Below are 1,344 nucleotides of genomic sequence, written 5' to 3'. Positions count from 1 at the left end.
GAATGGACATTATTTTACTAAGTCAGTTGCTTGCAATCTATGCTAGTAATTTAGCTAAAAAATATGTAAAGACTATAAATGGAGAAGAGGTAAATAGATCTGTTAACTTTATTAATAACAAGACTCTTACAATTATAGTATTGGTAGTATTTTTAGGGTTTTCATTTAATTATTTTAGTAAAATAAATATAAGTGAAAATGAAATCAGTACACCTAGCTATATGTGGAAAGTTGATAATGAAAAAGAACCTAAAGTTGTTGAAATTAAAGTAAAAGATAATCTTTATCAAAGGGCAGACTATAGCAAGGGAAATAGTAAATACTTAGAGAAATACTCAAAAGATGCAAAGATAATAACTATATTAAATGTTGTTAAAGGGTATTCAATGATGTCTACAATATTTATGTTTATTCTTTGTTTTACACAAATTAATTTTAAAGATAGGAAAATAACATCAAAAATAGTAGATGTATTTTTAATTGCGGCTATATTATTCGCAATGGTTGCACTTAGTGATACAATCCATTTAGAAACCAACTTAACTAATTATTATGTGACATATATAGAATGGAAGTAGGCTCACTAAATAGCATATAATTAAAATGTATTATATTTTAATTATATGCTATTCTTAATTATAAGGAAGTTTCTATTTAATATAAGTCACAGCGTGGGGCTATGTAATTTTGAGCCACAGTGTGGGCGAGATGAAATTTTAATTATAGAAATAATAAATACACTTTAAAAAGGGGAAATATAATATGAAGTTGAGATTTGTAACAGTAAAGGATTGCCAATCGTTGCTAAAAATTTATTCACAGTACATAGACACACCGATCACATTTGAAACTACTCTTCCAAATGAAATTGAATTTGCAAGTCGTATAAAAAATATTACTAGTTTTTACCCATATATTGTTTGTGAAGATAAAGGAAAAATAATAGGCTATGCTTATGCACATAGATATAAGGAACGTGATGCTTATCAATGGAATGCTGAACTGTCAATTTATATTGACAAAGAATTTACCATGAGTGGATTAGGTAAAAAAATGTATGGCGTTCTCTTAGAAATGTTAAAACTACAAGGAATAAAGACAGTTTATGGTTGTGTTACTTTGCCAAATATAAAAAGTGAAAACCTTCATAAATCATTGGGGTTCAATGAGGTGGGCATATATAAGAATACAGGATATAAATGTGGAAAGTGGCACGATGTAGCATGGTTTGAGAAAGCAATAGCCTCCTATGATATAGAACCAAAACCTATAATATCTATAAATGAAATAAGCAAGGGACAACTAGATCTTATTATGCAAAAGTTTATTTAATTAAATTTAAAT

The 1,344-nt window shown here is 27.6% G+C and carries 2 protein-coding genes; both read left to right on the top strand.

Annotation, left to right across the window (positions count from 1 at the left end; translation table 11 throughout):
* A partial coding sequence (locus NSA58_RS20270) for a hypothetical protein (protein ID WP_257560940.1) occupies positions 1 to 578 on the top strand: 578 nt, incomplete at its 5' end.
* Between the two features lie 184 nt (positions 579 to 762).
* A complete protein-coding gene (locus NSA58_RS20265) occupies positions 763 to 1,332 on the top strand; it encodes a GNAT family N-acetyltransferase (protein WP_074079602.1) in 570 nt (189 codons plus the stop codon).
* Positions 1,333 to 1,344: the final 12 nt, after the last annotated feature.

Origin of the sequence: Terrisporobacter muris (assembly GCF_024621905.1) — a bacterium.
GTDB lineage: Bacteria > Bacillota > Clostridia > Peptostreptococcales > Peptostreptococcaceae > Terrisporobacter > Terrisporobacter muris.
The sequence above is the reverse complement of the archived record's forward strand: the minus strand, read 5'-3'. Positions and strand labels throughout refer to the sequence as shown.